The 24,670-nt window shown below is 64.5% G+C and carries 23 protein-coding genes; 9 read left to right on the top strand and 14 right to left on the bottom strand.

Going from position 1 to position 24,670, the window contains the following annotated elements; translation table 11 throughout:
- Positions 1 to 90 precede the first annotated feature (90 nt).
- The 4 genes from J5M71_RS19075 to J5M71_RS19060 all read right to left on the bottom strand — a co-directional run bounded on the left by J5M71_RS19075 (position 91) and on the right by J5M71_RS19060 (position 3,591).
- The gene (locus tag J5M71_RS19075; RefSeq protein WP_046616603.1) at positions 91 to 636 is read right to left on the bottom strand and encodes a cupin domain-containing protein; all 546 of its coding nucleotides are present in this window, start codon (positions 634 to 636) and stop codon (positions 91 to 93) included.
- 81 nt (positions 637 to 717) lie between these two features.
- Positions 718 to 1,923, bottom strand: coding sequence for an MFS transporter (locus J5M71_RS19070; RefSeq protein WP_207835026.1), 1,206 nt, complete (start codon positions 1,921 to 1,923; stop codon positions 718 to 720).
- 85 nt (positions 1,924 to 2,008) lie between these two features.
- Positions 2,009 to 2,542 (bottom strand): cytochrome b/b6 domain-containing protein, encoded by a 534-nt coding sequence (locus tag J5M71_RS19065; RefSeq protein ID WP_207835025.1) that lies wholly within the window; start codon positions 2,540 to 2,542, stop codon positions 2,009 to 2,011.
- Positions 2,539 to 3,591: a catalase family peroxidase gene (locus J5M71_RS19060; RefSeq protein WP_207835130.1), complete on the bottom strand. Its 1,053-nt coding sequence runs from the start codon at positions 3,589 to 3,591 to the stop codon at positions 2,539 to 2,541. The genes J5M71_RS19065 and J5M71_RS19060 overlap by 4 nt, the downstream gene beginning before the upstream one ends.
- 124 nt (positions 3,592 to 3,715) lie before the next feature.
- On the opposite strand from J5M71_RS19060, the gene J5M71_RS19055 reads away from it, so the two are divergent.
- Both J5M71_RS19055 and J5M71_RS19050 read left to right on the top strand, forming a co-directional pair.
- Complete coding sequence (locus J5M71_RS19055) at positions 3,716 to 4,237, top strand: sigma-70 family RNA polymerase sigma factor (RefSeq protein WP_207835024.1); 522 nt, start codon at positions 3,716 to 3,718, stop codon at positions 4,235 to 4,237.
- Positions 4,234 to 4,986 carry an anti-sigma factor gene (locus J5M71_RS19050; RefSeq protein WP_207835023.1) on the top strand — a complete coding sequence of 251 codons (753 nt, stop codon included), beginning with the start codon at positions 4,234 to 4,236 and terminating at the stop codon, positions 4,984 to 4,986. Before J5M71_RS19055 ends, J5M71_RS19050 begins: the two co-directional genes overlap by 4 nt.
- Before the next feature lie 119 nt (positions 4,987 to 5,105).
- Here the strand turns inward: J5M71_RS19050 and xthA are convergent, their stop codons facing one another.
- Positions 5,106 to 5,918 carry an exodeoxyribonuclease III gene (gene xthA / locus J5M71_RS19045; RefSeq protein ID WP_063914848.1) on the bottom strand — a complete coding sequence of 271 codons (813 nt, stop codon included), beginning with the start codon at positions 5,916 to 5,918 and terminating at the stop codon, positions 5,106 to 5,108.
- Between the two features lie 133 nt (positions 5,919 to 6,051).
- On the opposite strand from xthA, the gene J5M71_RS19040 reads away from it, so the two are divergent.
- The 3 genes from J5M71_RS19040 to J5M71_RS19030 are packed head-to-tail and all read left to right on the top strand — an operon-like array spanning position 6,052 to position 12,168.
- On the top strand, positions 6,052 to 6,702 hold the full coding sequence (locus tag J5M71_RS19040; RefSeq protein ID WP_196188811.1) for a GNAT family N-acetyltransferase: 651 nt from the start codon (positions 6,052 to 6,054) through the stop codon (positions 6,700 to 6,702).
- Between the two features lie 52 nt (positions 6,703 to 6,754).
- A complete protein-coding gene (locus J5M71_RS19035) occupies positions 6,755 to 8,497 on the top strand; it encodes an autotransporter assembly complex family protein (RefSeq protein ID WP_207835022.1) in 1,743 nt (580 codons plus the stop codon).
- Positions 8,494 to 12,168 carry a translocation/assembly module TamB domain-containing protein gene (locus J5M71_RS19030; protein ID WP_207835019.1) on the top strand — a complete coding sequence of 1,225 codons (3,675 nt, stop codon included), beginning with the start codon at positions 8,494 to 8,496 and terminating at the stop codon, positions 12,166 to 12,168. Before J5M71_RS19035 ends, J5M71_RS19030 begins: the two co-directional genes overlap by 4 nt.
- Before the next feature lie 18 nt (positions 12,169 to 12,186).
- Here J5M71_RS19030 and J5M71_RS19025 read toward each other — a convergent pair whose 3' ends face one another.
- From J5M71_RS19025 to J5M71_RS19010, 4 genes are all read right to left on the bottom strand, one after another.
- Positions 12,187 to 12,741 (bottom strand): DUF2589 domain-containing protein, encoded by a 555-nt coding sequence (locus tag J5M71_RS19025; protein WP_207835017.1) that lies wholly within the window; start codon positions 12,739 to 12,741, stop codon positions 12,187 to 12,189.
- A gap of 70 nt (positions 12,742 to 12,811) precedes the next feature.
- Complete coding sequence (locus J5M71_RS19020; protein WP_207835015.1) at positions 12,812 to 13,501, bottom strand: DUF2589 domain-containing protein; 690 nt, start codon at positions 13,499 to 13,501, stop codon at positions 12,812 to 12,814.
- 61 nt (positions 13,502 to 13,562) lie between these two features.
- Positions 13,563 to 13,943 (bottom strand): Mor transcription activator family protein, encoded by a 381-nt coding sequence (locus tag J5M71_RS19015; RefSeq protein WP_063914843.1) that lies wholly within the window; start codon positions 13,941 to 13,943, stop codon positions 13,563 to 13,565.
- Between the two features lie 251 nt (positions 13,944 to 14,194).
- Entirely contained in the window at positions 14,195 to 14,653 is a 459-nt protein-coding gene (locus J5M71_RS19010; protein WP_207835013.1) for a hypothetical protein, read from the bottom strand.
- Between the two features lie 151 nt (positions 14,654 to 14,804).
- Between J5M71_RS19010 and J5M71_RS19005 the strand changes: the two genes are divergently transcribed.
- Positions 14,805 to 14,993: a hypothetical protein gene (locus J5M71_RS19005; protein ID WP_003248064.1), complete on the top strand. Its 189-nt coding sequence runs from the start codon at positions 14,805 to 14,807 to the stop codon at positions 14,991 to 14,993.
- Positions 14,994 to 15,029: 36 nt separating this feature from the next.
- On the opposite strand, the gene J5M71_RS19000 is transcribed toward J5M71_RS19005, so the two are convergent.
- Positions 15,030 to 15,404: a fe2+ zn2+ uptake regulation protein gene (locus J5M71_RS19000; RefSeq protein WP_207835010.1), complete on the bottom strand. Its 375-nt coding sequence runs from the start codon at positions 15,402 to 15,404 to the stop codon at positions 15,030 to 15,032.
- A gap of 197 nt (positions 15,405 to 15,601) precedes the next feature.
- Here J5M71_RS19000 and J5M71_RS18995 point away from each other — a divergent pair, with 197 nt between their 5' ends.
- Complete coding sequence (locus J5M71_RS18995) at positions 15,602 to 17,914, top strand: acylase (protein WP_207835008.1); 2,313 nt, start codon at positions 15,602 to 15,604, stop codon at positions 17,912 to 17,914.
- Positions 17,915 to 17,965: 51 nt separating this feature from the next.
- On the opposite strand, the gene J5M71_RS18990 is transcribed toward J5M71_RS18995, so the two are convergent.
- On the bottom strand, positions 17,966 to 18,688 hold the full coding sequence (locus J5M71_RS18990) for a UDP-2,3-diacylglucosamine diphosphatase (protein WP_207835006.1): 723 nt from the start codon (positions 18,686 to 18,688) through the stop codon (positions 17,966 to 17,968).
- Positions 18,685 to 19,185: a peptidylprolyl isomerase gene (locus J5M71_RS18985; RefSeq protein WP_087500592.1), complete on the bottom strand. Its 501-nt coding sequence runs from the start codon at positions 19,183 to 19,185 to the stop codon at positions 18,685 to 18,687. Before J5M71_RS18985 ends, J5M71_RS18990 begins: the two co-directional genes overlap by 4 nt.
- Before the next feature lie 248 nt (positions 19,186 to 19,433).
- On the opposite strand from J5M71_RS18985, the gene J5M71_RS18980 reads away from it, so the two are divergent.
- Together J5M71_RS18980 and cysS are read left to right on the top strand one after the other, a co-directional pair.
- Positions 19,434 to 21,137, top strand: a complete 1,704-nt coding sequence (locus J5M71_RS18980; protein ID WP_087500591.1) for a glutamine--tRNA ligase/YqeY domain fusion protein — start codon at positions 19,434 to 19,436, stop codon at positions 21,135 to 21,137.
- 9 nt (positions 21,138 to 21,146) lie between these two features.
- Positions 21,147 to 22,529, top strand: coding sequence for a cysteine--tRNA ligase (gene cysS, locus J5M71_RS18975; RefSeq protein WP_207835004.1), 1,383 nt, complete (start codon positions 21,147 to 21,149; stop codon positions 22,527 to 22,529).
- Positions 22,530 to 22,565: 36 nt separating this feature from the next.
- Here the strand turns inward: cysS and J5M71_RS18970 are convergent, their stop codons facing one another.
- The gene (locus J5M71_RS18970) at positions 22,566 to 23,957 is read right to left on the bottom strand and encodes a HAMP domain-containing sensor histidine kinase (protein WP_207835002.1); all 1,392 of its coding nucleotides are present in this window, start codon (positions 23,955 to 23,957) and stop codon (positions 22,566 to 22,568) included.
- On the bottom strand, positions 23,935 to 24,615 hold the full coding sequence (locus J5M71_RS18965; protein ID WP_025338946.1) for a response regulator transcription factor: 681 nt from the start codon (positions 24,613 to 24,615) through the stop codon (positions 23,935 to 23,937). The genes J5M71_RS18970 and J5M71_RS18965 overlap by 23 nt, the downstream gene beginning before the upstream one ends.
- Positions 24,616 to 24,670: the final 55 nt, after the last annotated feature.

Genomic DNA, 24,670 nt, shown 5'->3' with positions numbered 1-24,670 from the left:
GCGCTCCCACAGGGTTGGCGCTTTACCTGTGGGGGCGGCTTTAGCCGCGAACACCGGCGAAGCCGGTGCCATCCCCCACGCATGAAGCAATCAGAAGTTAGCCGGGGTGTTGGCGCTGATGATCTCGGCCTCGTCCGGGCCGATGTTCTTGAAACTGTGCGGCAGGGTAGTGGGAATGTAGTACCCGTCGCCCGAGTTGAGCACGCTCACCTGGCCATCGACCCACAACTCGACGGTGCCGCGGGTGACCAGGCCACACTCTTCACCCTCGGCATGCACGATCGGTTCGCCCGAATCGGCACCCGGTGCATACAGCTCACGCAGCATGCGCATCTGCCGGCCTTCGACACTGGCACCGACCAGCAGCATACGCAGGCCGTTGCGGCCCAGGTCTGGCTGTTCGCTGCCACGGAACACGTAGCGCTCTTCGCGCACCGGCTCGTCGAAGCTGAAGAACTCCGCCAGGCTCATCGGAATGCCTTCGAGCAGTTTTTTCAGGGAGCTGACCGAAGGGCTGACGCGATTCTGCTCGATCTGTGAGATCGTCGAATTGGTCAGCCCGCTGCGGCGGGCCAGTTCCCGTTGGGAGAGGTTGTTGCGTTCACGCACCAGTTTGAGTCGCGTCCCCGTGTCCATAGCCGCCTTGTAATCAGAGGTGTCAAAAATAATGAGCGATGCGCATTAAAACACACTCTGCACACTTGCGCGCTGTGCTTGTCAGGCCCGCTGATCGCGCGGTATCGGCCATAACCCGACCAGCAGCAACAGCGCTGCCACCGCCAGGAATGGCAAGCGTGGATCGATGGCATATACCAGGGTGCCGGCCAGTGGTCCGATCACTGCGCCCATGCCTTGGGCAGCACCGATGGAGCCGGCCGTGGCGCCTTGCTCGGAGGCGTGCATGGCATTGGCTGCCAGCGCCGAAAACGCCGGGAAGACAAAGCCCATGCCCGCCGCCGCGACGAAGTAGCAAGCCCACAGCCAGGGTGCCGTAGTGGCGAGCGAGCCGCAGGCAAAGCCCAAGGCCGAAACCGTGGCGCCGACCCGGATCATCTTAAGCGGCGGCCATTCCAGCTGGCGCAGCAGCACCTGTGCCAGGATCAGTGCCACGCCCACCGTGGTCAGGGCGATGCCGGCGGCCTGGGCCGCTTGGGCCGGGCCCAGGCGCAGGCGGTCGAGGGCGAAGAAACCAACGATGATCTGTGACACCGTGACGCTGAGCATGGCGCTGAACGCCACCAGCAAGGGCCGGCGCAGGCGCGGGTCGTTCAGCCGCACCGGGCTGGGGGCATGGCTGTGCGGCAGCGCCTGCGGCTTGAGGGTGAACAGCAGGACCAGGAAGGCACTGGCTGGCAGCAGCGACATGATATGGAACGGCAGGCTCAGGCTATGCCGCGCCAGCAGCGCCGCCAGCGCCGGCCCCACCACCAGGCCAACGGCGTTGGCCGCCCCCAGCGAGGCCATGGCCCGGGCCCGGCGTTGCGGTTCGACATGGTCGGCGATCAGCGCATTGCAGCCCACCGGAATGGCCGCATAGAAGGCGCCGATACAGCCGCGCGCGACCATCAGGCCGATGAAGGCAAGGCTCGCCCCCGGCAGCCAGCGCAGTGCGCCTTCGACGAACAGGCATAGCAGCCAATAGGCCAGGGTGAAGCCGGCGCTGCCCAGCAGCAGGATGCGCCGACGGCCCAGGCGGTCCGCCGCGCGCCCCCAGGGCCGGGCCAGCAGCACCCAGACCACGCCCGCCACGGTAACGGCGGCACCGGCTTGCCAGGTGGCCATGCCGAGCTGACGGGCGATCGGGCCGATCAGGGCGACGAAGGCCATCATCGACATGGTACAGGCCATGTTGGCCAGCAGCAGGGGACGCAGGTCCAGGGTGCTGGCGGGGGTAAGGGTGGCAGGATCCTTTGCGACGTTCATAGGGCAGTCCAGGGCGGTGCGGCAAATAAAAAGCCGAAAATGATAAGAATTATTATCGATTGTCGAGGCCCTGGGTTGCCGAGCGTCATTCGCTGCGGCGCAGTGGGCCTGGCCACATGCTACGCAACACGCCGTCGCGGCGCACCCACCCGTGCATCAAGGCCGCGCCCACATGCACCAGCACCGTGGCGAACAGCAGGTAGCCATCCCAGCCATGGGCCTGGCGCAGCACGGCGTACAACTGCAGGTCATGGGGGGCGATGGCCGGTAAACCCAACGGGCGTGGGTAGCCACCGGCCGACAGCATGGCCCAGCCCAGCAGCGGCATGGCCAGCATCAGGCCATAGAGCAGCAGGTGCGAGGCCCCGGCGGCCCAGCGCTGCAGTGTGGGCAGGTCGTGCGGCAGGGGCGGGTGGGGCAGGGCCAGGCGTACGCCGATGCGCAGCAACACCAGTACCAGCAGGGCCAGGCCGGTGGCCTTGTGCAGCCCGATCAGCACGGGGTGGCGTGGCGACAGGTCGGCGACCATGCTCACACCGATGAACAACATGGCCAGGATCAGCACGGCCATCAGCCAGTGCAACAGGCGGGCAAGGGGGTGGAAGGTGTCGGTTTTCATGGGCGGGCTCCGGTGCCGAGCGATTCGCGGCTGCGGCGGTTGAAGGATTCCGAGTAGGCGGCCGAACGGGCCGCGAGGATCGGGTCGGCGGAGGCCTGGATGCCCCGGGGCAGGATCAGCGGGTCGAAGTTGAGGTCGCGGCAGGCCCCTTGCTCGGGGCCGTCGACCTGCTCCAGCACCAGCGTGCCGGCGTCCACGCTGCGCCGTTCGGCAGGCCAGGGTCTGGCAGGGTCGTCCACCGCATCGCCAGGCTCCGCCAGCACCAGGCGCAGCGTCCAGCGCAGCGGGCCTTGGGCCAGGCGTTGCTGCAGGTCGTGCTGCAGGAACTGTTTGTCATCGACTTGGGCAGGCAGGGCGGCAAACGCCGTTTGCGGCTCCAGTTGCCAACGCACCGGGTGGGCCGCACCGCTTGCGTCGATCAGGCGGAAGGCGTTGATGCTGTGGTATTGCGTGCTGGCGAAACTGTTGCTGGGCGTGTAGCCCGCCGCCCACTGGCGAAACGCCGCGCTTTCCGGGTGGGCGGCGAAAAATGCCTGCAGTTTGCCCGGGTCCGGTTTGCCGGTGGCCGGGTCTGGTGCTCCCGCCAGTACCTGCTCATAGAAGGCTTGCGGCGTGCTTACCGCCAGCACCGGTGGGTTGTTCATGCCAGTACGCCAGACCTGCCCGTCGTCGGTGCTCAGCTCGATGGCCAGGCTGCGCACCGGTATGCCGGTGTCCGGCGCGAACGGGTTGGCGCCGCCAATGGCGAAGCGGCCGATCACTGGCACCCGCGGCTGGCTGAACGCCCGCGCCGTGGACAGGCTGGCGGCCTGCCCGCTGGGCTGGAAGTAGCCGCTGACGCACAGGCCCTTGGCGTGGTTTTTCCGGTAACCCGGGTAATGCCCGGCCTGGGCTTCGAAGGTGTCGATGATGCGCTGTGGGGTCAGGCGGGTTTCGCCAAACCAGCCGGCGGCATAGGCAAAGCCGGCGCCCGCGGCCAGCATCACGGCGCCGATGGCGGCCAGGCGCAGGGCCTTGGCCGGGCCGTGCAGGGGTGAGTTCATGGTGATTGTCCGGTTCAGTGGAGGTGCCGGTACGACGGTGCAGGGAAAAACTTATTCCCTTTTCGGGAATAGAATTTCCTCACAGGCGTCAGCCTTTTACACTGACAACCCCAGAGGCCGGGACTTTGCCATGCATGATCTGGACGACCACCAGTGGCGCGAGCTGCTGGCCCGCCTGCGCCGCTTTGCCGTGTGGCTGACCCGCGAGCCGGGCAGTGCCGACGACCTGGTGCAGGCCGCGGTCGAGCGGGCCTTGAGCCGGCGCGACCAGCAACGCGACGCCGATGCACTGCGGGCCTGGCTGTTCACCATCCTTTATCGGCTTTTCCTCGACGGTAAGCGCCGCGAGCGCTTGCATGCGCGCTGGCTGTCCTGGTTCGGCCGCGGCGAGCGCGACGACGAGCCGGTCGGTGGCGACCTCGAGACCATTGTCCTGGCCCAGGCCGACCTGCAGGCTTTCGCCCGGCTCACGGCAGAACAGCGTGCGTTGCTGCTGCTGGTCAGCATCGAAGGTTTGAGCTACAAGGAGGCCGCCCAGGCCCTGGGTATCCCTATCGGCACTGTGATGTCGCGCCTGTCGCGCGCCCGCAATGCCTTGCGCGAACTCACCGAGGGCAGCCCCCAGCCCCCGGCCTTGCGGAGACTGAAATGACGCGCCTGATCCCCAGCGAAGACGAACTGCACGCCTATGTCGACGAGCGCCTGGAGCCTGTGCGCCGGGCCGAGGTGCAGGCCTGGCTGGCGGCCAATCCGCAGGCTGCGGCCAAGGTCGAGGGCTGGCGTGCCGATGCCCGGCGCCTGCGTGCGGCGTTGGCCGGGTTTGGCGAAGTGCCCGGGGCTGCGCAGCTGGACCTGGGGCAGTTGCGCCGGCAATTGCGCCAACGCCGCCAGCGCCGCTGGGCCACGGCGGCGGTATTGTTGTTGGCGTTGGGCGTGGGTGGCCTGGGTGGTTGGCAGGTGCGCGATGCCACCTTGGCGCGTGCCGACCTGCCGATGGCCGATGCGGTTCAGGCGCACCGCCTGTTTGCCGGCAGCGAGGCACTGGATATTCAGGCCAGCGACCCGGAGCAGTTGCGCGACTGGCTGGGGCGCCACTTCAAAAGCGTGGGCCAGTTGCCGGATCTGGCCGGCTACGGTTTCAAACCGGTGGGTGCGCGCCTGCTCAGCAATGAGCGAGGGCCGGCGGCATTGCTGGTGTTCGAGGATGGCAAGGGCCAGCGCATCAGCCTGTTCCTGCGCTCACCGGGCGATCAGTACCGGCGCATGCCTGACGGGCAGCGGGTGGATGGCCAGCTGGAGGCGCGGTACTGGTCGCATGGGGCTTACAACTTTGCGTTGGTCAGCGCAGCGGACGATGTGCGCGGGGCGGGGGTGGGGGAGGCGTTGCGGTTGGGTTTGTGAGCAGGAGGCTCAAGGGGCATGCCATGGGTCTTGTGGTGTCTATGGGATCGAGCGCCGCCCGCGCGGCGCTCGATCCCACAGGCAACACAAGACCCAAGTCTAGTGGCTTCATCCCAAATTCAGCTCAATTCCAGCCAGATCGGCGCATGGTCCGACGGCTTTTCCATCCCGCGCAGTTCATAGTCCACACCCGCTGCCTTGATCCGCGGCACCAGGTGCTGCGAGGCCATGATCAGGTCGATGCGCAGGCCGCGCTTGGGCTCGTCCTCGAAGCCGCGGCTGCGGTAGTCGAACCAGCTGAAGCGGTCGCTCACCTCCGGGTACAGGTGGCGGAAGCTGTCCACCAGGCCCCAGCCTTTCAAACGTTCCATCCACTCGCGCTCCTCCGGCAGGAAGCTGCACTTGCCGGTCTTGAGCCAGCGCTTGGCGTTGTCCGGGCCGATGCCGATGTCGCAGTCCTGCGGCGAGATATTCATGTCGCCCATCACCAGCAGTGGCTGGTCGTTGCGGAACTGGCCTTCCAGCAGCGCCTGCAGGTCGCTGTAGAAGCGCTGCTTGGCCGGGAACTTGGTGGGATGGTCACGGCTTTCACCCTGGGGGAAGTAGCCGTTCATGATGGTAATAGGGGTGCCATCGGCATCGGCGAAGGTGCCCCAGATGAAGCGGCGCTGGGCGTCTTCTTCATCGCTGGCGAAGCCCTTGTGCAGGCTCAGCGGTGCCTGGCGCGACAGCAGGGCCACGCCATAGTGGCCTTTCTGGCCGTGGTAATGCACGTGGTAGCCCAGCGCCTGCACGTCGGCCAGCGGGAACTGATCGTCGCTGACCTTGGTTTCCTGCAGGCCGATCACGTCCGGCTGGTGCTTTTCGATCAGCGCCGCCAGCTGGTGCGGGCGGGCCCGCAGGCCGTTGATGTTGAAACAGACGATCTTCATGGAAAGATAATCCCGGTAAAAGGCGCGATGCTAGCCGACATCGCTTGCCATCACCAGCATGGCGGCTTCGGGAGCCTGCTGCTAACGTCCTTGCCAGGGCACTTGTACGCCCATTCCAGGAGGACTGCCCGCAATGCCTGAAACCACTGCCGTTACGGCCCGAGTCTGCCTGCTCGATGACGGCTACAGCCGCGAGGCGCGTTCGCTGTTGTACAACGCCTACCGTCATGAACCTACTTTCGCCTATATCTTCGAGGCCCAACGCCCAGGCTATGAGCAGCGCCTGCGGGTGATGGTGCGCGAATGGGTACGCCAGCATTTCTACTTGCAGTTGCCTGCCATCGGCCTGCTGGTGGAGGACCGTCTGATCGCCCTGGCCCTGATCGTGCCGCCCCTGCGCCGGCTGGGGGTGGCCGATAGCTGGGCCTGGCGCCTGCGCATGATATTGGGTACCGGCCTGCGCTGTACGCGTCGCTACATGGACTATCAGGCCGCCCTGGCCACCTGCCTGCCCACCGATCAGGTGCATGTGCTGCCGCTGTTGGGCGTGCACCCGCAATTTCAGGGCAAGCACTACGGCGAGCAATTGTTACAAGCTGTGCATGACTGGTGCGCAGACGACCCTGGCACCCAAGGTGTGGTGCTGGACACTGGCAACGAGCACTACCTGGCCTTTTACCAGCGACAGGGCTATGAGGAAATTGGCGAGGTAGCTGTAGGACCAATCCGGGAGAGGGTGTTCTTCCATCCCAATCCGGTCTCTTCCAATTCTGCTTTTGCCTGAGCAGACCGTGCGGCGGCTCCCTTGAGCGCCCGGCTCTGGTAGCATGCGCCGCATGACGTATTCAGGAAGATTGACCTGGGGCCTGGTTATCTGGGTCGCCAGTTTCGCAGCATGGGGCCAGAGTGAGTTGCTGGTGAAGGTCAAACCGGCCAACAAGGCGCTCAAGGCCAATGTCGAAGGCTATATCGGTACCCTTGGCGACCGCGATGAAGAAGCGCTGCTGCGCTTCAGTCGCGGCGCCCAGGAGCAGGCGCGCAAAGCTGCGCAGGCACTTGGCTACTACCAGGCGCAGATCGATACCGAGGTCAAGCCCGCCAGCGAGGCTGACCGTTCCCCGCAACTGATCATCACCATCGACCCCGGCGAGCCCATTCGCCTGCGCAACGTGACCGTGCGTATCGAAGGCCCCGCCAGCGAGATGAAGGCCTTTCGCGTGCCCGACAGCAAGGCCCTGCGCTCGGGCGAACAACTCAACCACGGCCATTACGAAGATGCCAAGCGGCTGATCCAGAACCAGGCGTCGCGCTATGGCTTCTTCAGTGGGCGCTTCAGCCGCCAGCGTCTGGCGGTCGACCCCCAGGCCGGGGTGGCCGATATCGAGCTGGTCTACCAGAGCGGGCCGCGCTATCACCTGGGCGCCGTCACCTTTGGTGGCGACACACCGCTGGACGACGACCTGTTGCAACGCATGGTCTCGTTCAAGCCGGGTACACCTTACGACTCGGAACTGATCGCCGAGCTGAACAATGACCTGCAATCGAGCGGCTACTTCGAAGGCGTGCGCGTGGATGCGGCGCCCACCGCCGCCGTGGGCGAAGAAATCCCCGTGGATGTCCGCCTGGAAACCCGCAAGCCGCGCACCATGGGCCTGGGCCTGGGCTTCTCGACCGACGTCGGGCCACGCGGCAAGGCCAACTGGACCCGCCACTGGGTCAACCCGCAGGGCCATAGCTACGGCTGGGAAACCGAACTGTCGGCGCCACGGCAGAACGTCGGTCTTTGGTACGACATTCCCCTCGACCCACCGCTGACCGACAAGTTGCGCTTTGCCGGCGGCTACCAGAACGAAGAAATTGCCGGCACCGATACCCTCAGCAAACTGCTGACGGTGGGCCCCGAGTGGCACAGCAAGCTGGCCAGCGGCTGGCAGCGGGTGATTTCCCTCAAGTACCAGCGCGAGGAATACCGCCTGGGTGATGACTCCGGGTTGAGCAACCTGCTGATGCCGGGTGTGAGTTTCTCCTTCCTGCGCAGTGACAACCGCATCGACCCACATAACGGTTACCGCCTGCAGTTCGATGTGCAGGCGGCCAAGGAAGGGCTGGTCTCGGACACCAACCTGCTGCATGGCAACGTGCTGCTCAAGGGCCTGACCACCCTTGGCCATGACCACCGCCTGCTTGGCCGGGTGCAGTTCGGTGGCAGCGCGACCAATGGCTTCAAGAACAACATTCCGCCCTCGCTGCGCTTCTTCGCCGGTGGCGACCAGAGCGTGCGCGGCTACGACTACCAGACCCTGTCGCCGAAGAACAGCGACGGTGACCGCATTGGCGGGCGCTACCTGGTGGCCGGCAGTGTCGAGTACCAGTATTCGTTGACCGAAAAGTGGCGGCTGGCAACCTTCGTCGACCAGGGCAACTCGTTCAACGACCTGGAACTGCCAAGCCTCAAGACCGGTGTCGGTTTTGGCGTGCGCTGGGTGTCGCCAGTCGGGCCGCTGCGCCTGGACCTGGCCAAGGCGCTGGATGATGAAGGGGGAATTCGCCTGCACTTTTCCATGGGGCCTGAGTTGTGAAACGCGTGATCAAGTACATTCTGCCGGGCCTGCTCGGGGTCGTTGCGAGCCTGGGCCTGGCACTCGGCCTGCTGCTGGGGACCGAGGCTGGCAGCCGCTGGGTGCTGGGCAAGGTGCCCGGGCTTGAGGTCGCTGACTTCCAGGGCCGCCTGGCAGGTAGCTGGCAAGCCAGCCGGCTGAGCTGGGCCGATGGTGGCAGCACGGTAGAGGTGCAGGCACCGCTGCTGGCCTGGTCACCGGCATGCCTGTTGCGCTCTGCCTTGTGCATTGACCAATTGCAGGCGCAGCGTATCGACATGGCCTTTGCGCCCGGCGCCGAGTCGGCCGACAGTGGCCCGCTGCAGTTGCCGGCCCTGCGCTTGCCGCTGGACATCGAACTGGGTGAGGTCAAGGTTGGCCAGTTGCGCCTGGATGGCAGTGACCTGCTTGGCGACTTGCAACTGGCGGCGCACTGGACCAGCACCGGGCTGCGCATCGACAGCCTGCACCTGCAGCGTGACGCCCTGCAATTGAACCTGCAGGGCGACCTGCAGCCCGAAGCTGACTGGCCGGTGCAACTCCAGGCGCAGCTGCAACTGCCAGCGGTAGACGGTAAACCCTGGCAGCTGGCGCTGACCGCCACTGGTGAGTTACAGAAAACCCTGAAGCTTGCCGGCGCCAGCAGCGGTTACCTTGACGCCACGTTGAGCGGGCAATTGCAGGCGTTGGCCGAGCACCTGCCGGCGACCTTGCAGATCCGCTCCGAGGCATTCAAGCCGGTTGGCTCGTTGCCCGATACCGTGCAGTTCAACCAGCTCAAGCTCGATGCCAGTGGTGACCTGCTCAAGGGCTATCAACTGTCGGGGGCGGCCAGCCTGCCGGCCGAGCAGTCGCCGATCGCCCTGCTGTTGTCCGGGCTGGTCGACAGCAAAGGCGTCAGGCTCGATGCCCTGGACCTGAATGCCAGCGATACCCAGCGGGTCAAGTTGCAGGCCACGGCTGACTGGCAGCAAGGCCTGGTCGCCGATGCCCGACTGGACTGGCAGGACTTCCCGTGGCTGCGGCTGTATCCACTGGAGGCGCCGCCCGAGGTCACGCTCAAGCGCCTCGGGGCCCAGGTGCATTATCGCGATGGCAACTATCAGGGCACCTTCAATGGCGACCTGATCGGCCCGGCCGGCGCGTTCAGCCTGGCCAGCCCGTTCGAGGGTGACCTGAGCCAGGTGAAGCTGCCGCAATTGGCGCTGACCGCCGGGCAAGGCAAGGCTGCCGGCAGTGTCGCCGTGCGTTTTGCCGACAACCTGGCATGGGATGTCGACCTGCAGCTGTCGGCGCTCGACCCGGCCTTTTGGCTGGCCGAGCTGCCGGGTACCCTGGCGGGGCCGCTGCGCAGCAAAGGCGAAATGAAAGGCGACGCCCTGAGCCTCGATGCCCAGCTTGACCTGAAAGGCCGTTTGCGCGGCCAGCCGGCAATGCTCAAGGTGCAGGCCCAAGGGGCAGGGCAGAGCTGGACCTTGGGCGCCTTGGCAGTCCAGTTGGGTGATAACCGTATCAATGGCAGTGGCAGCCTGCAGCAGCGCCTGGCCGGGCGGCTCGACCTCGACCTGCCGCGCCTGGGCCAGTTGTGGCCAGGGTTGCAGGGCCAGGTCAAGGGCCGGCTGGACGTCGCCGGCACCTTGCAGGCCCCGCAAGGTACGCTGACCCTGCAGGGCCTGCGGCTGGCACAGGCGGAAAACCGCCTGCAGCAGCTGGACCTGGATGCCCGCCTGGACAACGCCCAGCGCGGCGTGATCGAGCTCAAGGCCAGCGGCATTCACCTGGGGGACACGGCATTGGGCACCTTGCAGGCCAACGGCAAAGGCGACATTCGCCAGCAAGCGCTGACCCTGGCGCTGGACGGCCCGCAACTCAAGCTCGACCTCGGCCTGGATGGCCAGTTGAACAAGGGTGACTGGCGTGGGCGCCTGGCCAGTGGACGGGTCCAGGCCGGCGGCCAGGACTGGCAATTGCAGGCACCGGCGCGCCTGCAGCGGCTGGCCAGCGGGCAACTGGACTTTGCTGCGCACTGCTGGCGCTCCGGCCAGGCCAGCTTGTGTGGTGAAGACCAGCGCCTGGCCCCCGAGCCACGCTTGCGTTACCACCTCAAGCAGTTTCCGCTGGACAGCCTGGCCCAGTGGCTGCCGAAGGACTTTGCCTGGCAGGGCCTGCTCAATGCCGACATCAATCTGGACATCCCGGCTAGCGGTCCCAAGGGCAACATCGTCGTCGACGCCAGTGGCGGTACCCTGCGCGTGCGTGACAAGGACCGCTGGCTCGACTTCCCGTACCAGGCCCTGCGCCTGGATAGCACCCTGGCGCCGCGGCGCATCGATACCCGCCTGGCGTTCCGCGGCGAGCGCCTGGGCGAGCTGAACGTCAACACCCGCCTCGACCCACTGGGCAAGAACAAGCCACTGTCGGGTGATTTCCGCCTGGCCGGCCTTGACCTGTCAGTGGCGCGTCCGTTCGTGCCGATGGTCGAGCGCCTTGCCGGGCAGCTCAATGGCAGTGGCCGGCTGTCGGGCACCTTGCTGGCCCCGCAGGTCAACGGCAACCTGATGCTCAGCGGCGGCGAAGTCAGTGGCGCCGAGCTGCCGGTCAGTCTCGAGGACTTGTCATTGCAGGCATCGATTGCTGGCGAGCAGGTACAGCTCAATGGCAGCTGGCGCAGTGGCGAGGCGGGGCGTGGCCAGTTGAGTGGTAACCTCACCTGGGGCCAGGCACTGGGCATGGACCTGCGTCTGCAGGGCCAGCAACTGCCTGTCACGGTCGAGCCCTATGCGACGCTGGAGGTCGCCCCCGACCTGACCTTGCGCCTGATCGATGACAAGCTGGCGGTGACCGGCAAGGTCCAGGTGCCCAAGGGCACGATCACCGTGCGCGAGCTGCCACCCTCCACTGTCAAGGTCTCGGATGACACGGTGATCGTCGGCCACCAGACCGAAGAGGGCAAGCCACCCATGGCGATGGCCATGGACATCGATGTCGAAGTGGGCCGCGACAAGCTTTCGTTCAGTGGCTTTGGCCTCAAGGCCAACCTGCTCGGCCATGTGCACATCGGCGACAACCTCGATACCCGTGGCGAGCTGAGCCTGGCCGACGGCCGCTACCGTGCCTACGGCCAGCGCCTGACCATCCGCCGTGCGCGGCTGCTGTTCGCAGGCCCGATCGACCAGCCCTACCTGGACATTGAGGCGATCCGCAAGGTCGACGACGTGATTGCCGGTATCCGCCTGAGCGGCAGTGCCGAACAGCCCACCAGCAAAGTGTTCTCCGAGCCGGCCATGAGCCAGGAGCAGGCGCTGTCGTACCTGGTATTGGGACGGCCGCTGGGCGCCTCCGGCGAAGACAACAACATGCTCGCCGAGGCGGCCTTGGGCCTGGGGCTGGCGGGTAGCGCCGGCATCACCGGCAGCCTGGCCTCGAACCTGGGCATCGACGACTTCCAGCTGGACACCGAAGGTTCGGGCAATACCACCAGCGTGGTCGCCAGCGGCAACCTTACCGAGAAACTGAGCCTGCGCTACGGGGTAGGGGTGTTCGAGCCCGCAAACACCATTGCGTTGCGCTACAAGCTGAGCAAGAAAGTGTACCTTGAGGCCGCCAGCGGGCTGGCCAGCTCACTGGACATCTTCTACAAGCGTGACTTCTGAGCCGGTGCGGGGCGGCCATCAGCGGACGGTGGCCGCCTCGATGAATTCATTGGTATCGGGCGAGGGCGGCGGGCTGGGGGCACGTACCGGGACGATCATGCTGGTGTATTCCTCGATCAGCCGGTTGAGGGCTTCTGGTGGTTCGCTGGCCTGGAACTGCATGCGGATCTGCACTTCATCAGGGTCACGGCTGTCGCCCTGACGGCCTTGGCCGCCAATGGTGACCTTGAAGCTCGCGGCCTTGTTTTCGCCCTCGGTCAGCACAGCCTGTTGTGCTTCGGTGCCGTTGACCCTTACCGACAGGTCGACCTGCATGCGTTCAAGGGCCAGGCCCTTGGGCGACACCAGCGCGAACAGCGGCACGCGCATGATGTGTTGGCCGTCCATGGCCACCTCGACCATCTTGGCTTTCATCGGGGCGCCCAACGCCTCGGTGTCGCAGTCGAAGAACTGGTCGAACAGGTTGATGTACTGCTGCGCGATCAGGCTGTTGGTAGCGCTGGCGGCTTCCTGCAGGCCGCGGGTGATTTCGCGCAGGTCGATGGAGGTCATGGGGGCGGGGGCTTTGTCCATTCACTTGCTTCCTCTGTGCCGATGGTGCCCCCATTCACATAATGGGGGCTGCTTTGCAGGTGGCAGCAGTTCAAGGTATTTCGGCTCCGGCATCAGCACCAACATCAGCACCAACATCAGCACCAGCGCTCGCACCGACCGATTTGCCATTCAGGGTGTCAGCCTGCGAGATTTCGTCGGGGCTTTTCAGGGCTGCCGTCTTGACCACGGTCGGTTTGGTGGCCGCGTCTGTAAGGAATTCGATCACCCGCATCATCGCCTCAGGCGGTTCCTGGCGTTTGAGCGTGGTGTTGAAGGCATAGCGGGCGCGGGTGTCGGTCTTGCGGGTTTGCGTGGACTTGTGGCTGATGCTGCCCTTGACATTCAGCCGGAACGGTCCCCAGCCCAGTGAACCGGTCGCGGTTGCACTCATGTCCTTGGTGGATACGTCTTCCGACATCTGATTGATGGTCAATTCGAACTCGACATTACCCTCTTCGATGGCGATGTTCGGGTGGGTGATGGCCGCCACCAGCGGCACTTTCATGGTCTTGCTGACCACGCCCTTGTACTCGCCTTGTTCGTCGACGATGGTTTCGTCGTAGTCGAACTGGATGGCAACGGCCTTGCCATCCTGGACGCACACTTGCATCAGGAAGTCAGCGTACGACTTGCTTGCGGTGACCTGCGCCTGGACCATGGCCTGCAGGGGGCCTGCGATCATGCGGTCCATCGGCAGGGCATTGATTACGGAGCCGATGAGGCTGTTATCGATCGACATATCGGGATGCTCTTTCTAGTGGGGTAAGGTGGCCGTCAATGGCGGCCACGATGCTTGGGCTTCAGCGAGCGCAAGGTTCCTGGCGACGGATGTTGCCGATCTGGCGCAGGCTCAGGCCGTACTTGTCGGCCAGCAGGCTGCGGGACAAGCCGCTGGCGCTTTCCTTCTGGATCTGCAGGTTGCGCAACTGGCGCAGGAAGTGGTCAGCCTTGGGGATTTCCAGGGCCACACCGGCAAAACGCTTGATCAGCGCGTCGAGCGCTTCGGCCGGCAGCACGTCGGCAAGCTTGGTGCGCTCGCGGTGCTTGGGGATGTACTTGGGCCTGCCGCCGTAGGCGCAGGTCAGCTGGTAGGCGTTGTCGATGCCGATGCAGTCGATCAGGGCCTGCAGCGAGTGGGGCAGTTGGCTGATATCGATGTGGCTCAAGTCTGGCAATTGCATATGGCGCTCCTTCGGGGCGGATGGGCTGTGCTACCCGATCACCAGCGGCGTTATGTCGAAGGTGTGACTGGATTTTCTGTGACAGCCGAGGCGCGTCGCTAGGCGGCATATGGGTTGGGGGTTGTAGCTTCAGCGAACAGGTTTTGCAGGCAGCGATATCCGGCGTTGTAGGACATGGCTTCAACATTTGGATGTGGCGAGTGATTTCCCATCTGGTTTCTCCCTGTGTTGCGTACTGGGTCTGGTAACCCTCATTCGCACGGATAGCTGCTCAGCAGACTGGCGCTGCGCAGATAGGCCTGTGGCGTGTCGCGCATGCCTTGTGGCAACGTGCGCCAATCGACCAGCAGGCACAGCGCATGCAGCGGCTGCCCGCCACGCCGGCCGATGATCTGGTCGGCAAAGCTGCGGCGGTACAGTGCCTGGGTCTGGTGCAGCGCTTGTACCTGGTCGGCCCGGGCCAGGGTTTGCATGGCCAGTTCGGGTAGTTGCGCCGGCGGTGCGCTGAAATGCAGCGGAGCACCCTGCGCCTGCAGATAACCCGCTTGGCGCACGCGCTGCCAGAGTTGTTGCCATTGGCTGGCACCGGCATGGGCAGCCAGTTCGCGGCCCAGTTCGAGCAGTTGCTCGGCCGGGACCTGGTGGGTGTCCAGTGCATGAAGGGAAAAGGGTGTCAGAAACAGCGATGTGAACAGCAGGGGTTTGTACATGGTGCCTCCGGCATGAGTGCTTGGGAGCCCCATGCTTTCAGGCAGTCGCCGCCCCACCCAGCAGGAAATGCAGCGCCGGGGCTGGTGGCCGTTGTATCATTGGCGCGGCTCGTTGCGAGCCATTTGCCCCTGATGTTGCAAGGAACCTTCGATGACACACGTGCAGCGCCTCAAATATTCTCTTCTGATCATCCTGGTGGTACTGGGCCTGATGCTGGGCCTGTCCCACCTGCAGAAGCAGGGCACGATCAGTGAGCAGACCTTCCAGATGCTGGCCATCGCCATCGCCGTGGTGGTCGTGGTGATCAACGGCATTCTGCGGCGCAAGGTCAAGCCTTGAGCCTGGCGGGCCGGCCAGTCATGGCCGGCCATGCGCTCAGCGCGAAGGCGTTTGCTCCAGCACGGCGCGCGCCTGGGGGTTGAGGCTGTAGCATTTGTCGCTGCCCAGCTGGATGACGCCCTCGGCGCACAGCCGCTTGAGCACCTCGCGCACGCTGAGGAACGACAGCGGGATGTCCAGCTGTTCCAGTTGCGCGTGCACGCCGCGCACGCCAATGCTGCGGCCATTGCGGTCGGCGGCGTGCAAGGCATCGATGACCTTCAGGCGGATCAGGCTGGTGCGCAGGCCGAAGCTGCGCAATAGTTCGCGGATATGTTCGTTGCCGATGCGTTCGTCAGCAAATACGCCCTGTTCCTTGGGTGCTTTGCCTGGGACGCGCCCAGCCTGGATCGAGGTTTGCGGGTTGTACATGTGAATGCTCCTTTTCGTGGACGAACCCGAAATATGGGTGCCTCACTGACTAGGACGAATGAGAACGGAAAAACTGCAGCCCACTCGCAAAAAAAAATTGCCTGGTTCTGTTCAAGACGTTCCATTGCCTTGTAGTACGTAAAATTTTCACCTGGCCATTCGTCTGATCGGGATGACCCCGAAGCCGAGGAGTGCCCGTGTTTCCACTTTCCCGTCCCATGACTTGCGCTGGCCTGGCCGCAGCCCTGATAGCCTTCAGCGTCGGTGCAGCGCCGGCGCAGTCCGCCGCAGCCGATGCCAGTGCGCAGATTCGCCGAACCAGTTACGGAGTGCCGCACATCGTGGCCAAGGACGAGCGTGGCCTGGGCTACGGCATCGGCTACGCCTACGCCCAGGACAACCTGTGCCTGCTGGCCAATGAAGTGCTGACCGTGAGCGGCAAGCGCTCACGCTACTTCGGTGCCAAGGGCAAGACCCTGGAGCAGCGTGACAACCTGGCCAGTGATGTGTTCTTCACCTGGCTCAACACGCCGGCGGCAGTCGATGCGTTCTTGCAGGCGCAGCCGGTGCCGGTACAGGCACTGCTGGCAGGCTATGCCAGCGGCTACAACCGGGCGCTGGTCGAGCGCCGCAGCCAAGGGTTGCCCGCCGAATGTGGCAACGGCGAGTGGCTGCGGCCGATCAGCAGCGAGGACCTGGTCAAACTGACTCGTCGGCTGCTGGCTGAAGGCGGTGTCGGGCAGTTCGTCGAAGCGCTGGCGGGGGCGCAACCGCCAACACTGGCCAGCCAGCAAGCGCCGACAGGGTTTGCCACGGCGCTGGCCCGGCAGCAACGCTTTGCCACGGAACGCGGTAGCAATGCAGTGGCCGTCGGGGCGCAGCGTTCGGCTAATGGTCGCGGCCTGTTGCTGGCCAACCCGCACTTCCCATGGATGGGCGGCCTGCGCTTTTACCAGATGCAGCTGACCATTCCCGGCCAGCTCGATGTGATGGGGGCGGCATTGCCGGGCCTGCCAGTGGTCAACATCGGTTTCAACCAGCATCTGGCCTGGACGCACACCGTCGATACGTCGAAGCACTTTACCCTGTACCGCCTGCAACTAGACCCCAAGGACCCGACCCGCTACCTGCTTGATGGCAAATCGCTTCCGCTGACCCGGCAAACCGTCAGCGTTGCGGTCAAGGCCGAGGATGGCGGCCTGAGCCAGGTACAGCGCCAGGTCTACAGCTCGCAGTTCGGCCCAGTGGTGCAATGGCCAGGGCGCCTGGACTGGGATGCACATGTGGCCTACAGCCTGCGCGACGCCAACCTCGAAAATACCCGGGTGTTGCAGCAGTGGTACCAGATCAACCGTGCCGATAGCCTGGTGACGTTGAAAGGCTCTATCGAACAACTGCAAGGCATTCCCTGGGTCAACACGCTGGCGGTGGACCAGGCTGGCAAGGCCCTGTACCTGAACCAGTCAGTAGTGCCTTATGTGGATCAGCAACTGCTGGGCGCATGCAGCAACCCGCAGGCGCAAGGGCGCCTGGTGATACTGGATGGTTCACGCAGCGCGTGCCAGTGGAAGGTCGATGCGCAGGCCGCGCAGCCGGGGATCTTCCCGGCACGGCTGCTGCCGAGCCTGGAGCGCGAAGATTTCGTGCAGAACTCCAACGACCCGGCCTGGATGGCCAACCCGGCGCAGCCGCTGACCGGTTATTCGCCGCTGGTCAGCCGCAGTGACCAGCCGCTGGGCATGCGTGGCCGCTTTGCCCTGCAACGCCTGCAGGGTCAGGCCCGGTTGGGCGTTGACGACCTGCAGCGCATGGTGACCGATGACGAGGTCTACCTGGCCCGCCTGGTACTGCCTGACCTGCTGCAATGGTGCAAGGGCGCCGATGCGGATGTGCGTGCCGTATGCAGTAGCCTGGCGGCCTGGAATGGCAAGGCTGACCTGGACAGTGGCATTGGCCTGGTGCACTTCCAGAACCTGTTCGATGCCCTGGCCGAGCACCCGGAAAGCTGGCGGGTGGCCTTCGACCCGGCCGATCCGCAGCACACCCCGCGTGGGCTGGCGGTCGAGCAGGCGGCCGTGCGCAAGCTGCTGCACCAGGCCGCGCTGGCTTCGCTCAAGCAGGTGAGTGACAGCGGCATAGCGGGGGAGGCGCGTTGGGGGCAGGTGCAACAGTCGAGCGATGGCACGCCGGTGCCGGGTGGCCCGCAGGCATTGGGTGTGTACAACGCGATCTACAGTGTGCCGCAAGGGCAGGGCAAGCGGCTGGTGGTCAGTGGTACCAGCTACCTGCAGCTGGTCAGCTTTACCGACAAGGGGCCAGAGGCCCGTGGATTGCTGGCGTTTTCCCAGTCGAGTGAAGCGGCTTCGGTGCATGCCAGTGACCAGACCAGGGCGTTTGCGGCCAGGCAACTGGCGGTGATTCCGTTTACCGAGGCGCAGATCAAGGCTGATCCCGAGTACCGGGAAGTGGTGATCAGTGAGCGGGACAAGGGGGCGGTGGTCCAGCAGTAAGGCATACCGGCCTCTTCGCGGGCACGCCCGCGAAGAAGGCGACTCGGTCGGTCAGGAAAACTCGAACGGCGCCAGCTGAAACCCTTGCTCGTCAACCTGCAAGGCCCAGCCCCGGCGGTCCCAGTCGCCCAGCACGATACGCCGTGCCGGTTGCCCGTCGACCACCAGCTTGTGTATCGCCGGCCGATGGGTATGCCCATGCACCAAGGTGCGCACACCATGCGCCGCCATCACCTTCGGTACTTCCTCCGGCGTGACATCGACAATTTCGGTGGACTTCATCCGCGTTTGCGTGCGGCTTTCGCTGCGCAGCTTGCGTGCCAGCTTGTAGCGGGCCGACAGCGGCAGGTGCCGCAACAGCCACAGGCTCAGCGGGTTGCGCAGCAGACGGCGCATTTTCATGTAGGCCAGGTCGCGGGTGCACAAGGTATCGCCATGCATCAGCAGCACCTGTTCACCGCCCAGTTCGATCACGCTGGGGTCGTGCAGCAACGTGCAGCCGGCAGCGTCGCAAAAGGCCTGGCCAATCAGGAAGTCACGATTGCCGTGCATCAGGTAGATGGCCGTGCCGCTGTCGCTCAGCCGACGCATGGCGTGGCAGACCGACTGCTGGAAGGGTGTCATGGCATCGTCACCGATCCAGGCTTCGAAGAAGTCGCCAAGGATGTACAACGCCTGGGCGTGGCGGGCACGGCCATCGAGCAGATCAAGAAACGCCCGGGTAATGTCCGGGCGTTCTTCTTGCAGGTGCAGATCGGAGATCAGCAGGATCACTCAATGATCTCGGCTTTCTCGATGACCACGTCGTCTTTTGGCACGTCCTGGTGGCCAGCCTTGGAGCCAGTGGCGACTTTTTCGATGGCGTCGACGATTTCACGGCCTTCGATCACTTCGCCGAATACCGCATAGCCCCAGCCCTGCACGTTCTTGCCGCTGTGGTTGAGGAAGTCGTTGTCGGACGAGTTGATGAAGAACTGCGCCGAGGCGGAGTGCGGCTCCATGGTGCGGGCCATGGCGATGCTGTACTTCTTGTTCTTCAGGCCGTTGTCGGCTTCGTTCTGGATGCTGGCGCGGGTTTTCTTCTGGCTCATGCCAGGCTCGAAGCCGCCGCCCTGGATCATGAAGCCCTTGATCACGCGGTGGAACACGGTGCCGTTGTAGTGGCCGTCCTTGACGTACTGAACGAAGTTTTCGGTAGTCAGCGGCGCTTTCTCGGCGTCCAGTTGCAGGACGATGTCGCCGTGGTTGGTGCTCAGTTTGACTTTGGACATGCTGAAACTCGCTCTTTCAAGGCAATCGGGAATTAGGGTGCGCAGGGCGCGGGTTATCACCTGACGCAGGATCAGGCGATCGCGACACATGGCGCGCACTGGCCATTTTGCCAGGCTGCGGCAAAAAGCCGTGATAAATCACGCCAGTTTGTCCGGGCCCGGCTGTCAGCAGCTTGACTGCTTCGGCTATGATAGGCCCTTTGATTCAATCGGCCTACCCAGGCCGGACACGTGCATTCAAGGATCCTATGAGCAAGCCCACTGCCGACAACGCGCCCAACGCCGCTGCCAAAGGCGCCCCCGCTGTCCCTGCGAACTTCCTGCGGCCGATCATCCAGGCCGACCTGGACTCGGGCAAGCACAGCAGCATCGTCACCCGTTTCCCGCCGGAGCCCAATGGCTACCTGCATATCGGTCACGCCAAGTCGATCTGCGTCAACTTCGGCCTGGCCAAGGAATTCGGGGGCGTTTGCCACCTGCGTTTCGACGATACCAACCCGGCCAAGGAAGACCAGGAGTACATCGACGCCATCCAGAGCGATGTCAAGTGGCTGGGCTTCGACTGGGCCGGCGACGTGCGCTACGCCTCCGACTACTTCGACCAGCTGCACGATTGGGCGGTCGAGCTGATCAAGCGTGGCAAGGCCTACGTTTGCGACCTTACCCCTGAGCAAGCCAAGGAATACCGTGGCAATCTCAAGGAACCGGGCAAGAACAGCCCGTTCCGCGAGCGCAGCGTTGAAGAGAACCTCGACCTGTTCGCCCGCATGAAGGCTGGCGAGTTCAAGGACGGCGAGCGCGTGCTGCGGGCCAAGATCGACATGGCCTCGCCGAACATGAACCTGCGCGACCCGATCCTGTACCGCATCCGCCATGCCCACCACCACCAGACCGGTGACAAGTGGTGCATCTACCCCAACTACGACTTTACCCACGGCCAGTCGGACGCGATCGAGGGCATCACCCACTCGATCTGCACCCTGGAGTTCGAAGGGCATCGTCCGCTGTACGACTGGTTCCTCGACAACCTGCCGGTGCCGGCTCACCCGCGCCAGTACGAGTTCAGCCGCCTGAACCTGAACTACACCATCACATCCAAGCGCAAGCTCAAGCAGCTGGTTGACGAAAAGCACGTCGAAGGCTGGGACGACCCGCGCATGTCGACCCTGTCCGGCTTCCGTCGCCGTGGCTACACCCCGGCCTCGATTCGTAACTTCTGCGAAATGATCGGCACCAACCGTTCCGACGGCGTGGTCGACATGTCGATGCTCGAGTTCAGCATCCGTGACGACCTGGACCGCACCGCGCCGCGCGCCATGTGCGTGCTGCGCCCGCTGAAAGTGGTCATCACCAACTATCCGGAAGGCCAGGTCGAGCAGCTCGAACTGCCGCGCCACCCGAAGGAAGACATGGGCGTGCGCGTGCTGCCGTTCTCCCGTGAGCTGTACATCGACCGCGACGATTTCATGGAAGAGCCGCCGAAGGGCTACAAGCGCCTGGAGCCGGCCGGTGAAGTGCGCCTGCGCGGCAGCTACGTGATCCGCGCCGACGAGGCGATCAAGGATGCCGACGGCAACATCGTCGAGCTGCGTTGCTCGTACGACCCGGACACGCTGGGCAAGAACCCGGAAGGCCGCAAGGTCAAGGGCGTGATCCACTGGGTGCCGGCCGAGGGCAGCGTCGAGTGCGAAGTGCGCCTGTACGACCGTCTGTTCCGCTCGCCGAACCCGGAAAAGACCGAGGAGGGCGGCAGCTTCCTGGACAACATCAACCCAGGTTCGCTGCAAGTGCTCAGCGGCTGCCGTGCCGAGCCGTCGTTGGCCCAGGCGCAGCCCGAGGACCGCTTCCAGTTCGAACGCGAAGGCTACTTCTGCGCCGACCTGAAAGACAGCCAGCCGGGGCGCCCGGTGTTCAACCGCACTGTCACCCTGCGTGACTCCTGGGGCAGCTGAGGAACCGCCGTGCTTACCATCTACAACACGCTGAGCAAAGCGAAGGAAGTCTTCAAGCCGCTGGATGGCAACAAGGTGCGCATGTACGTGTGCGGCATGACCGTATACGACTACTGCCACCTGGGCCATGGCCGCAGCATGGTGGCCTTCGACCTGGTCACCCGCTGGCTGCGCAAGAGCGGCTATGAGCTGACCTACGTGCGTAACATCACCGACATCGATGACAAGATCATCAACCGGGCCAACGAGAACGGCGAGAGCTTCGACGCCTTGACCGCCCGCATGATCGACGCGATGCACGAAGACGAGCGCCGCCTGAACATCCTGCCGCCGGACCAGGAGCCGCGTGCCACCGACCATATCGCCGGCATGCACGCAATGATCCAGACCCTGATCGACAAGGGTTACGCCTACGCCCCGGGCAATGGCGACGTGTACTACCGCGTCGGCAAGTTCGTCGGCTACGGCAAGCTCTCGCGCAAGAAGATCGAAGACCTGCGCATCGGTGCCCGTATCGAGGTCGACGAAGCCAAGCAGGACCCGCTGGACTTCGTGCTGTGGAAGGGCGTCAAGCCGGGCGAGCCGAGCTGGGAATCGCCATGGGGCCCGGGGCGTCCGGGCTGGCACATCGAGTGCTCGGTGATGTCCACCTGCTGCCTGGGTGAAAGCTTCGACATCCACGGTGGCGGTAGTGACCTGGAGTTCCCGCACCACGAGAACGAGATTGCCCAGAGCGAGGCGGCCACCGGCAAGCAGTACGCCAATGCCTGGATGCACTGCGGCATGATCCGTATCAATGGCGAGAAGATGTCCAAGTCGTTGAACAACTTCTTCACCATCCGCGACGTGCTCGAAAAGTATCACCCGGAAGTGGTGCGTTACCTGCTGGTGGCCAGCCACTACCGCAGCGCAATCAACTACTCGGAAGACAGCCTGCGTGATGCCAAGGGCGCACTGGAGCGCTTCTACCACGCCTTGCGCGGCTTGCCGCGGGTGGCGGCCAAGGGTGGCGAAGAGTTTGTCGAGCGCTTCAGCGTGGCCATGAACGACGACTTCGGCACCCCCGAAGCCTGCGCCGTGCTGTTCGACCTGGTGCGCGAGATCAACCGCCTGCGCGACAGCGACGTGGAGGCCGCTGCCGGCCTTGCCGGTCGCCTGCGCGAGCTGGGTGATGTGCTGGGTGTGCTGCAGCTGGAAGTCGATGACTTCCTGCGTGCTGGTGCCGAAGGCAAGGTGGATGCCGCTGAGGTCGAGGGCTTGATCCAGGCGCGCCTGCAGGCGCGTGCGGACAAGAACTGGGCCGAGTCCGACCGTATTCGCGACCAGCTGACCGCCATGGGTGTGGTGCTGGAAGACAGCAAGGGTGGGACTACCTGGCGTCTGGCTGACTGATCGGCTTCAAGGGGGGCCGCTTTGCGGCCCCGGCTTTTATTTGGCCAGTCCAGCCAATGGGCAATGTAGAACCAACCTGGCCCCACCCAATTCGCTTTCCCCCACCTCCAGCCCGAACCCATGCAGGTCGACGATCGCCGCAACGATCGACAACCCCAGCCCGAACCCCGCATGGCGGTGGCCTTCATCGCTACGGTAGAAGCGCTTCAGCACTGCCGCACGTTCCTCTTGCGGAATACCCGGCCCGCTGTCCTCGATGGCCAGGTGCAGGCCCTTGTCATCCTGGGTGGCAGCAATCCGCACCCGCCCACCCTCAGGCGTGAACTTGATGCCGTTGCCCACCAGGTTGGCCAGCGCCTCGAACAGCAGTTCGCGATCACCGTGCAATGCTGGCAGTTCAGCTGGCTGCTGCAGCTCCAGGCGAATGCCGCCATCTTCGGCCAACGGCAGGTAAAAGTCGTGCAACTCCACCAGCAGTTCGTGCGGGTCAAGCTGGACGAAACCGGCCCGACGCTGGCGATCTTCCAGTTCACTGATGCGCAACAACCCGCGAAAACGCGCCATCAGGGTGTCGGTTTCGCCGATGGCCTGGTCCAGCGCCTCTGCCTGGGTGGAGTCGACGTCACTTTGCTGGCGAATGCGGTACAGCTGGGCGCGCAGGCGCGTGAGCGGGGTGCGCAGGTCGTGGGCGATGTTGTCGCACACGCCCTTGACCTCATGCATCAGCCGCTCGATGCGGTCGAGCATGGCGTTGACGATGGCCGCCAGCATGTCCAGCTCGTCACGCCGGGCCGACAGCGGCAGGCGGTGGGTAAGGTCACCGGCGACGATCAGTTCGGCCTGGGCCTGGATCGCGCGGATGCGCTTGAGCGGCCGGCGCCTTAGCAGGTACCAGCCGGCAAACCCCGGGATCAGGGTCAGCGAGATCCCCCAGAGCAGGGCATGCAGGATGATCCGGGTGACCACGAACAGCGAGCCGTTGTCGCGCACCAGCACCAGCCAGCGGCCATCCTGCACCTTGATCGCCACCGCGTCGCAGCTGTCACGCGGCATGTGCGGGTCGTCGGCGTCCAGGCAGCGCTTGAGTTCGTGAACCTTGCCGTCCAGCCCCAGCTCTGGCGGGACAGCACGAATGCGCCCGCCGATCGGGTTGAGCTGGTTGTCGAACAGGCCATAGGCGTCGAAGCTGCGTTCTTCGAAGGCCTGGCTGGCAACCAGGGCGTCATCCAGCTGCTTGCCGCTCATGTGTGCGAACAGGTGCTGGCGCTGCAGCATGGAATGGCGAGTGAGTTTGTTCAGGTAGCTGGACACCTCGAAGTACAGCACCCCCATGAGGATGCTGCTCCAGGCCACGAACAGAAAGCTGTACAGCGCCAGCAGGCGGCTGGTCGAGGAGCTCCAGCCCTTAGACGGGTTCAGCAATGGCATAGCCGGAGCCCCGTACCGTACGGATCAGTGGCGACTGGCCGGGTGAGTCGATTTTCTTGCGCAGACGGCCGATGTGCACGTCGATCAGGTTGGTGCCCGGGTCGAAGTGGTAGCCCCAGACTTCCTCGAAAATCATCATCCGCGTGATCACCTGGCCGCTATGGCGCATCAGGTACTCCAGCAGCTTGTACTCGGTGGGCAGCAGGTTGAGGGTTTGTTCGCCGCGGCGGGCTTCGTGGCTGATCAGGTCCAGTTGCAGGTCGGCGACCTGCAGGCGGGTCTGGGTCATGGGCACGCTGTTGCGGCGCAGCAGTACTTCGACTCGTGCGGCCATCTCGTCGGAGGCGAACGGCTTGGTCAGGTAGTCGTCACCCCCGGCACGCAGGCCGCGTACCCGCTCGTCGACATCGGAGAGGGCGCTGATCATAAGGATCGGTGTGGCGATCTTGAGGCTGCGCAGGGTGGTAACGATGGTCAGCCCATCGACCTCGGGCAGCATGCGGTCGAGGGTGATCAGGTCGTAGCCGCCGGCAATGGCCTTGGCCAGGCCTTCACGGCCATTGTCGGCCCAATCCACCTCCAGGCCGTGGCTGGTAAGTTCGGCGACGATTTCCTGGCCGGTGACGGCGTCGTCTTCGATGGTCAGTACGCGAGGCATGCTGGTTTCCGGGCATCTAATGGAGACTTGATTGTGCCAAAGAATAGCCAAACGG

It is taken from the genome of Pseudomonas sp. 43(2021) (assembly GCF_017490805.1).
GTDB lineage: Bacteria > Pseudomonadota > Gammaproteobacteria > Pseudomonadales > Pseudomonadaceae > Aquipseudomonas.
This window is presented reverse-complemented; position numbering and strand designations above follow the sequence as displayed.

Excerpts from the sequence above, each read along its gene's own strand:
- J5M71_RS19075 (WP_046616603.1), bottom strand. The coding sequence starts at position 636 with ATGGACACGGGGACGCGACTCAAACTGGTGCGTGAACGCAACAACCTC.
- J5M71_RS19070 (WP_207835026.1), bottom strand. The coding sequence starts at position 1,923 with ATGAACGTCGCAAAGGATCCTGCCACCCTTACCCCCGCCAGCACCCTG.
- J5M71_RS19065 (WP_207835025.1), bottom strand. The coding sequence starts at position 2,542 with ATGAAAACCGACACCTTCCACCCCCTTGCCCGCCTGTTGCACTGGCTG.
- J5M71_RS19055 (WP_207835024.1), top strand. The coding sequence starts at position 3,716 with ATGCATGATCTGGACGACCACCAGTGGCGCGAGCTGCTGGCCCGCCTG.
- J5M71_RS19050 (WP_207835023.1), top strand. The coding sequence starts at position 4,234 with ATGACGCGCCTGATCCCCAGCGAAGACGAACTGCACGCCTATGTCGAC.
- xthA (WP_063914848.1), bottom strand. The coding sequence starts at position 5,918 with ATGAAGATCGTCTGTTTCAACATCAACGGCCTGCGGGCCCGCCCGCAC.
- J5M71_RS19040 (WP_196188811.1), top strand. The coding sequence starts at position 6,052 with ATGCCTGAAACCACTGCCGTTACGGCCCGAGTCTGCCTGCTCGATGAC.
- J5M71_RS19035 (WP_207835022.1), top strand. The coding sequence starts at position 6,755 with ATGACGTATTCAGGAAGATTGACCTGGGGCCTGGTTATCTGGGTCGCC.
- J5M71_RS19025 (WP_207835017.1), bottom strand. The coding sequence starts at position 12,741 with ATGGACAAAGCCCCCGCCCCCATGACCTCCATCGACCTGCGCGAAATC.
- J5M71_RS19020 (WP_207835015.1), bottom strand. The coding sequence starts at position 13,501 with ATGTCGATCGATAACAGCCTCATCGGCTCCGTAATCAATGCCCTGCCG.
- J5M71_RS19015 (WP_063914843.1), bottom strand. The coding sequence starts at position 13,943 with ATGCAATTGCCAGACTTGAGCCACATCGATATCAGCCAACTGCCCCAC.
- J5M71_RS19010 (WP_207835013.1), bottom strand. The coding sequence starts at position 14,653 with ATGTACAAACCCCTGCTGTTCACATCGCTGTTTCTGACACCCTTTTCC.
- J5M71_RS19005 (WP_003248064.1), top strand. The coding sequence starts at position 14,805 with ATGACACACGTGCAGCGCCTCAAATATTCTCTTCTGATCATCCTGGTG.
- J5M71_RS19000 (WP_207835010.1), bottom strand. The coding sequence starts at position 15,404 with ATGTACAACCCGCAAACCTCGATCCAGGCTGGGCGCGTCCCAGGCAAA.
- J5M71_RS18985 (WP_087500592.1), bottom strand. The coding sequence starts at position 19,185 with ATGTCCAAAGTCAAACTGAGCACCAACCACGGCGACATCGTCCTGCAA.
- J5M71_RS18980 (WP_087500591.1), top strand. The coding sequence starts at position 19,434 with ATGAGCAAGCCCACTGCCGACAACGCGCCCAACGCCGCTGCCAAAGGC.
- J5M71_RS18970 (WP_207835002.1), bottom strand. The coding sequence starts at position 23,957 with ATGCCATTGCTGAACCCGTCTAAGGGCTGGAGCTCCTCGACCAGCCGC.
- J5M71_RS18965 (WP_025338946.1), bottom strand. The coding sequence starts at position 24,615 with ATGCCTCGCGTACTGACCATCGAAGACGACGCCGTCACCGGCCAGGAA.